Source organism: Pseudomonas sp. NPDC085632, from assembly GCF_044541255.1.
In the GTDB taxonomy this organism is placed as follows: Bacteria; Pseudomonadota; Gammaproteobacteria; order Pseudomonadales; family Pseudomonadaceae; genus Aquipseudomonas.
Window position 1 is genome coordinate 1 of the sequence record NZ_JBITSX010000089.1, and the last position, 7,146, is coordinate 7,146.

The 7,146-nt window shown below is 58.2% G+C and carries 6 protein-coding genes and 1 pseudogene; 2 read left to right on the plus strand and 5 right to left on the minus strand.

Annotated elements, in window-relative coordinates:
- Positions 1-88 (plus strand): annotated as a pseudogene (locus tag ACIF4X_RS28775) (BCCT family transporter); the annotation flags it as partial.
- Here ACIF4X_RS28775 and dapB read toward each other — a convergent pair.
- The 4 genes from dapB to grpE form a co-directional block, all read right to left on the minus strand.
- Complete coding sequence (gene dapB, locus ACIF4X_RS28780; RefSeq protein ID WP_397484652.1) at positions 76-831, minus strand: 4-hydroxy-tetrahydrodipicolinate reductase; 756 nt, start codon at positions 829-831, stop codon at positions 76-78. The pseudogene ACIF4X_RS28775 and the gene dapB sit on opposite strands and share 13 nt — an antisense overlap.
- Positions 832-840: 9 nt before the next feature.
- On the minus strand, positions 841-1,965 hold the full coding sequence (gene dnaJ / locus ACIF4X_RS28785) for a molecular chaperone DnaJ (protein ID WP_007915222.1): 1,125 nt from the start codon (positions 1,963-1,965) through the stop codon (positions 841-843).
- A 297-nt stretch (positions 1,966-2,262) separates the two neighbouring features.
- On the minus strand, positions 2,263-4,179 hold the full coding sequence (gene dnaK / locus ACIF4X_RS28790) for a molecular chaperone DnaK (RefSeq protein WP_007915221.1): 1,917 nt from the start codon (positions 4,177-4,179) through the stop codon (positions 2,263-2,265).
- A gap of 102 nt (positions 4,180-4,281) precedes the next feature.
- Positions 4,282-4,848 carry a nucleotide exchange factor GrpE gene (gene grpE / locus ACIF4X_RS28795; RefSeq protein ID WP_007915219.1) on the minus strand — a complete coding sequence of 189 codons (567 nt, stop codon included), beginning with the start codon at positions 4,846-4,848 and terminating at the stop codon, positions 4,282-4,284.
- 240 nt (positions 4,849-5,088) lie between these two features.
- Between grpE and recN the strand changes: the two genes are divergently transcribed.
- Complete coding sequence (gene recN / locus ACIF4X_RS28800; RefSeq protein ID WP_397484653.1) at positions 5,089-6,762, plus strand: DNA repair protein RecN; 1,674 nt, start codon at positions 5,089-5,091, stop codon at positions 6,760-6,762.
- A gap of 75 nt (positions 6,763-6,837) precedes the next feature.
- Here recN and ACIF4X_RS28805 read toward each other — a convergent pair.
- Positions 6,838-7,146: transcriptional repressor (locus tag ACIF4X_RS28805; protein ID WP_397484654.1), on the minus strand; the 309-nt coding region annotated here is incomplete at its 5' end.

The following is a 7,146-nucleotide window of genomic DNA, read 5'->3' on the forward strand; positions in this document are numbered from 1 at the left end:
GGTTCTGTTTCTGCATTGGGGCCTGCATGGCTGGGGCGTGTTCGCCTTCGTCGGCATGGCGCTGGCCTATTTCGCTTACAGCCACAACGCCGCACGCACCGCACCCTTGGCGAACGTCATGCGACTCGAAGCCTTGTGCGTGATCTCCAGACGCTCACCTTCGCAGGCGAACAGCACGGTGTGATCACCCACCACGTCACCACCACGTACGGTGGCGAAGCCGATGGTTTCACGCTCACGGGCACCGGTGTGACCTTCACGGCCGTAGACCGCAACCTTCTGCAAATCACGATCCAGCGCACTGGCGATCACTTCACCCATGCGCAACGCCGTACCCGACGGCGCATCGATCTTGTGACGGTGATGGGCTTCGATGATTTCGATGTCCGCGTCATCACCCAACACGCGCGCTGTCATATCGAGCAGCTTCAGCGACAGATTGACGCCGACACTGAAGTTGGCCGCGAAGACGATAGGAATGTCCTTGCCCGCCTCAACCAGCAACTGCTTCTGCGCAGCGTCCAGCCCAGTGGTGCCGATGACCATGGCCTTGCCGGCCTTGCGGCAGAACGCGAGGTTTTTCAGCATCACTTCCGGCAGGGTGAAGTCGATCAATACATCGAACTCTTCAGCCACGGCTTCGATATGCCCGGACAGCGGCACGCCGATGCGACCCAGCGACGCCAGCTCACCGGCATCGACGCCGATCAGCGTGCTGCCAGGACGAACCACGGCGGCGGTCAAACCAGTCAGCGGCGCGCGCTGCTGCACGGCCTCGACCAGAATCTTACCCATGCGCCCAGCAGCGCCCATCACAGCTATACGTCGCATGCCGACTCCTTACAGATCGCCGAAGAAGCGCTTCACACCGTCGAACCAACCGGTGGTTTTCGGCGAATGGCTGTTGTCGTCGGCCAGCGAGCTGCGGAACTCTTCCAGCAATTCACGCTGACGACGGTTCAGATTGACCGGCGTCTCGACTGCTACACGGCACATCAAGTCGCCCGCACCACCGCCACGCACCGGCGCCACGCCTTTGCCGCGAACACGGAATTGCTTGCCGGTCTGGGTGCCTTCAGGGATTTTCAGTTTGACGCGACCATCGAGGGTCGGAATTTCCAGCTCGCCGCCCAGTGCCGCATCGACGAAGCTGATCGGCACTTCACAGAACAGATGTTTGCCATCGCGCTGGAAAATGTCGTGTTCGCGAACATTGATGACCACATACAGATCGCCAGTCGGACCACCCTGCGTGCCCGCCTCGCCTTCGCCGGACAGACGAATGCGGTCGCCGGTATCGACACCAGCCGGCACTTTGACGGACAGGGTTTTGTACTCTTCAACGCGGCCATCACCGTGACAGGAATCGCACGGGTCGGAAATGATCTTGCCTTGGCCATGGCAGCGCGGGCAGGTTTGCTGCACGGAGAAGAAGCCTTGCTGCATACGCACCTGACCGATGCCGCCGCAAGTCGGGCACGTCGATGGCGAAGAACCTTTCTTGGCACCCGAACCGTCGCACGGTTTGCAGTTGACCAGTGTCGGAACACGGATATTCACGGTCGTACCGCGCACCGCTTCTTCCAGATTCAGTTCCAGGGTGTAGCGCAAATCGCTGCCACGCTGAGCGCCGCCACGGGAACCGCCGCGACCGCCACCGAAGAAATCACTGAAGACATCACCAAAGATGTCCGAGAAATTCTGACCGCCAAAACCGGCACCGCCGCCACCCATGCTCGGGTCGACGCCTGCATGACCGTACTGGTCGTACGCCGCACGCTTGCTGGAATCGGACAGCACTTCATAGGCCTCGTTGGCCTCTTTGAACATTTCTTCCGACGCTTTGTCATCGGGATTACGGTCCGGGTGGTGCTTCATCGCCAGACGACGGTAAGCCTTCTTCAGGTCCGCATCGCTTGAGCCACGCTCAACACCCAACACTTCGTAATAGTCACGCTTTGCCATAAGTCTTCTGCACTCTTGAGGACGTTCGGCAAACCCCTCCTGAGGATCGCCAAACTCGCTGAGCCCCAATACAGGCCCGGACCCAACTCACGTCAATTCAACGATCCTGGTCTTTGTTTCATGCGGTACTTTCGGCACGAAAAGCAGGAGCATTCTCGGCCATACCGCCAACATCCGAACCTTGTCGCATGCTGTAAAAATTCGCGTATTCCAGATACGCCAACGCGGGAGCTAGCTCCCGCGCGGCGACATCCTACCAGTCACTGCCTGAAGGCAGTCAACCGGCCGACCAACAACTTACTTGTGGTCTTTGACTTCTTCGAACTCTGCATCGACAACATCGTCAGCCTTCTCAGCCGATTCGCCTTGCGGGGCTGCGCCATCAGCTGGCTGAGCCTGTTCGGCGTACATCTTCTGAGCAACCGGAGCGGAGACTTTCGACAGCTCTTCAACCTTCGCTTCGATAGCAGCCTTGTCGTCGCCTTTGACAGCGGCTTCCAGAGCAACCACAGCTGCTTCGATCGCAGTCTTCTCTTCGGCGGTGACTTTGTCGCCCGCGTCAGCAATCATCTTGCGAGTCGAGTGAACCAGTGCGTCACCCTGGTTACGGGCAGCGGCCAGCTCTTCGAACTTGCGGTCTTCCTCAGCGTTGGCTTCGGCGTCACGCACCATGCGCTCGATTTCTTCGTCGGACAGACCGGAGTTGGCCTTGATCACGATCGACTGGGTCTTGCCGGTAGCCTTGTCTTTCGCACCAACGTGCAGGATGCCGTTAGCGTCGATGTCGAAGGTCACTTCAATCTGTGGCACGCCACGTGGAGCTGGTGGAATGTCGGCCAGGTCGAACTTGCCCAGGGACTTGTTCTGAGTGGCTTGCTTACGTTCGCCCTGCAGCACGTGAATGGTCACAGCGCCCTGGTTATCGTCGGCAGTCGAGAACACTTGCGATTTCTTGGTAGGAATCGTGGTGTTTTTCTCGATCAGCGCGGTCATCACGCCACCCATGGTTTCGATACCCAGGGTCAGCGGGCTGACGTCGAGCAGCAGAACGTCTTTCACGTCACCGGCCAGAACGGCGCCCTGAATCGCAGCACCCATGGCAACGGCTTCGTCCGGGTTAACGTCTTTGCGAGCTTCTTTACCGAAGAAATCAGTAACCAGCTTCTGTACCAGCGGCATACGGGTCTGACCACCGACCAGAATCACGTCGTTGATCGCGCCAACGTCAAGACCGGCGTCTTTCATGGCGATGCGGCAAGGTTCGATAGTGCGTTGAACCAGGTCTTCAACCAGTGCTTCGAGCTTGGCACGCGAGATCTTCACGTTCAGGTGCTTAGGACCGGTCGCGTCTGCAGTGATGTACGGCAGGTTGACGTCGGTCGACTGAGCGGACGACAGCTCGATCTTGGCTTTCTCAGCGGCTTCTTTCAGGCGCTGCATGGCCAGCGGGTCACCTTTGAGGTTCATGCCGCTTTCTTTCTTGAATTCGTCAACGAGGTAGTCGATCAGACGAATGTCAAAGTCTTCACCGCCGAGGAACGTGTCACCGTTGGTGGCCAGAACTTCGAACTGGTGCTCACCATCGACTTCAGCGATCTCGATCACGGAAACGTCGAACGTACCGCCACCCAGGTCATAAACGATCACGGTGTGATCGCCCTTGGCCTTGTCCATACCGTAAGCCAGAGCGGCTGCGGTCGGTTCGTTGATGATACGTTTTACGTCCAGACCGGCGATGCGACCGGCGTCTTTGGTCGCTTGACGCTGACTGTCGTTGAAGTAGGCCGGAACGGTGATCACCGCTTCAGTCACGGTCTCGCCGAGGTAGTCTTCGGCGGTCTTCTTCATCTTTTTCAGAATTTCAGCCGAGATTTGTGGCGGTGCCATTTTCTGGCCGTTCACTTCAACCCAGGCGTCGTTGTTGTCAGCCTTGACGATCTTGTAAGGGACCATCTGGATGTCTTTCTGCACAACTTCTTCGTCGAAACGACGACCAATCAGACGCTTAACCGCGTACAGAGTGTTGTGCGGGTTGGTCACTGCCTGACGCTTGGCCGACTGACCTACCAGGATTTCGCCATCGTTGGCGTAAGCGATGATCGACGGCGTGGTACGCGCGCCCTCAGCGTTTTCGATAACTTTTGCTTTGCCGTTTTCCAGCACGGAGACGCAGGAGTTGGTGGTCCCCAGGTCGATACCGATAATTTTGCCCATGTTAACTCTCCCGAAACTTTGGATTTTTTTGCCGCAGCAGTGGTGGCTAACTGCGGTAATACTTAAACGCTTGACTTCTAAATGGGGGCCTTGCGGCTAATTTCAAGCCTTCTCGTCAATCGAAGGCGAAATCGGCGCAGGCGCCTTGCTGACCACAACCATGGCCGGACGCAACAGGCGACCGTTGAGCTGGTAGCCCTTCTGGAACACCTTCAGAACGCTATTCGGTTCTACGTCGGCGCTTTCCTGCATGGCCATCGCCTGATGCTGAACGGCGTTGAACGGTTCGCCATGCGGATCGATCGCTTCCAGCTGATAACGCTTGAGGGTGTCGTGGAACATTTTCAGCGTCAGCTCGATACCTTCGCGCATCGGACGAATGCTTTCGTCATCCGGGTTCGACAGCTCGAGGCCGCGCTCCAGGCTGTCGACGATCGGCAGCAGGTCGCCGGCAAACTTTTCCAGGGCAAACTTGTGCGCCTTCTCGACGTCCTGCTCGGCACGGCGACGGACGTTCTGCAGATCGGCAGCAACACGCAGAGATTGATCCTGCGCGGCGGCCAATTGCTCTTCGAGCACTTGTACACGGGTCGCCAGGTCATCACCCGAACCTTCGGGCGCCTGATTGGCTTCTGGGTTTTGCGTATCTACTGTCTGTTCGTCAGCCATAGAATTCTCCTTTCAATTTCGTCCGCGAGCCTGACTCGCGCTTCTGCCCCGATATATGGGGCCGCAAAATCAGGCTTCAAGGGCTTTCAACCATTAACCCTACAAAAAAGTGCCACATTCTCATTCCTGAATGCGCTAAGCAGCTTTTAGGTTCAAGCGAATCGAGCTAAGGGTGGGCATTGTCAGCCCGAAACAAAACACTGTATAAATAACCAGACCTAAAGCCTGGGAGCGGCCTTTATGCTGGTGCACCTGTCCGTACACAACTACGCCATCGTTGAACATCTCGATCTCGAACTCGATCGCGGGATGAGCGTGATCACAGGGGAAACCGGCGCCGGCAAGTCGATCATGCTCGACGCGCTGGGGCTGACTCTCGGTGATCGCGCCGACAGCGGGGTGGTCCGCCCCGGCGCTGACAAGGCCGATATTCTCGCGACCTTCGATCTGGCTGACATTCCTGAAGCCAGCGCGTGGCTGGCCGAGCGTGATCTGGAGACTGATGGCCCGTGCATCCTGCGCCGGGTAATTACGTCGGAGGGTCGTTCGCGCGGCTACATCAACGGCACCCCTTGCCCACTCGGAGACCTCAAGTCGCTAGGCGAGCTGCTGATCGATATCCACAGCCAGCATGAACACCAGTCCCTGTTGAAAACCGATACCCATCGTCGCTTGCTGGACGAGTACGCCGGCGCTACCGATCTGGCCCGCCAGGTTCAGCTCGCCGCCCAGCGCTGGCGGCAGACTCGCCAGGAACTGGAGCGCCTCTCCAATTCCGGTGACGAACAACGCGCACGCCACCAGTTGCTGAGCTATCAACTCGAAGAGCTGGAAAACCTCGGCCTCGGTGATAACGAGCTGGAGCAACTGGAGCAGGAACACAAAAACCTGACCAACGCCGAAACTCTGCTGGGCATTTGCCGGCAGGTGGTCGAGCAATGCAGCGAAAGCGATTCCGGCAATGTGTTGAATGCCCTGACCGCCAGCCTCAACCGCCTGTCGAGCGTGAATAACTCCGTCGGCGCACTGGGCGAAGCCAGCAGCCTGCTGACCAGCGCGCAGATCCAGGTCGAAGAGGCCGTTGGCGAACTCAATCGCTTCCTCGATAACTTCGATGCAGATCCGGCGCGCCTGCAATATCTGGAGGAACGGCTCGACGCTATCTACACGCTGGCGCGCAAACACCGGATTCAGCCGACGGAAGTCGGAGAAATGCAGCAAAAGCTGCTGGATGAGATCGAAACCCTCAACGCCAATGACGAATCCATCGAGCGCCTGGGTGAAGAACTGGCCTCGTATGCCCGTCACTATCAAGAGAAGGCGCGGGAACTGAGCGATTTGCGTCATCAGGCTGCCGGCAGCCTCGCCAGCGCAGTGGAGCAGGAGATTCAGCGGCTGGGCATGCCTGGCGGCCGATTCACTATCGAATTGAAGGCCAACAGCAGCGACGAATTGCTGCCCAATGGCCTGGAGCAGGTCGAATTGCTGGTCAGCGCCAACCCGGGCCAGCCGCTGAAGGCGCTGGCAAAAGTCGCTTCCGGCGGTGAGCTGTCACGGATCAGCCTGGCGATTCAGGTCATCACCGCACAGACGTCCCGCGTTCCGACGCTGGTGTTCGACGAAGTGGACGTGGGTATCGGTGGCCCGACGGCGGAAATTGTCGGCCAATTGCTGCGTCGCCTCGGCGATCGCGGTCAGGTTCTGACGGTGACGCACTTGCCGCAGGTGGCAGCGCAGGGGCACCAGCATTTGTTCGTGCACAAGGTACGCGGCGAACAGGCCACGCACACCGCGGTCTCCAAATTGAGCAAGAACGACCGTATAGAAGAAGTGGCACGTATGCTCGGTGGTATTGACCTGACCAAGGAATCCCTGGCTCACGCGAAAAAAATGGTCGTTACCGCAAAGGCATAAGAACTGCAGAAAGCACGAAGGCGACCCTTGGGTCGCCTTCGTTCGTTTCGCGAATGTGAAATTCGCGCGACATGCTTACTTTTTCTTGCGGACGTACAGCACCAGGTTGTGATCAACCAACTCGACACCGTGCTCCTCGGCAATTGCCTTCTGGAGCTTTTCGATTTCAATGCTGACGAATTCGACGACTTCACCGGTTTCCACGTTGACCATATGGTCGTGGTGGCCACCGTCAGCCAGTTCGAATACCGCGTGACCGCCGTCGAAGTTGTGACGGACCACGAGGCCAGCCGCTTCGAACTGGGTCAGTACACGGTAAACCGTGGCCAGACCGACGTCCTCGCCAGCTTCCATCAACGCCTTGTAGACGTCCTCGGCGCTCAT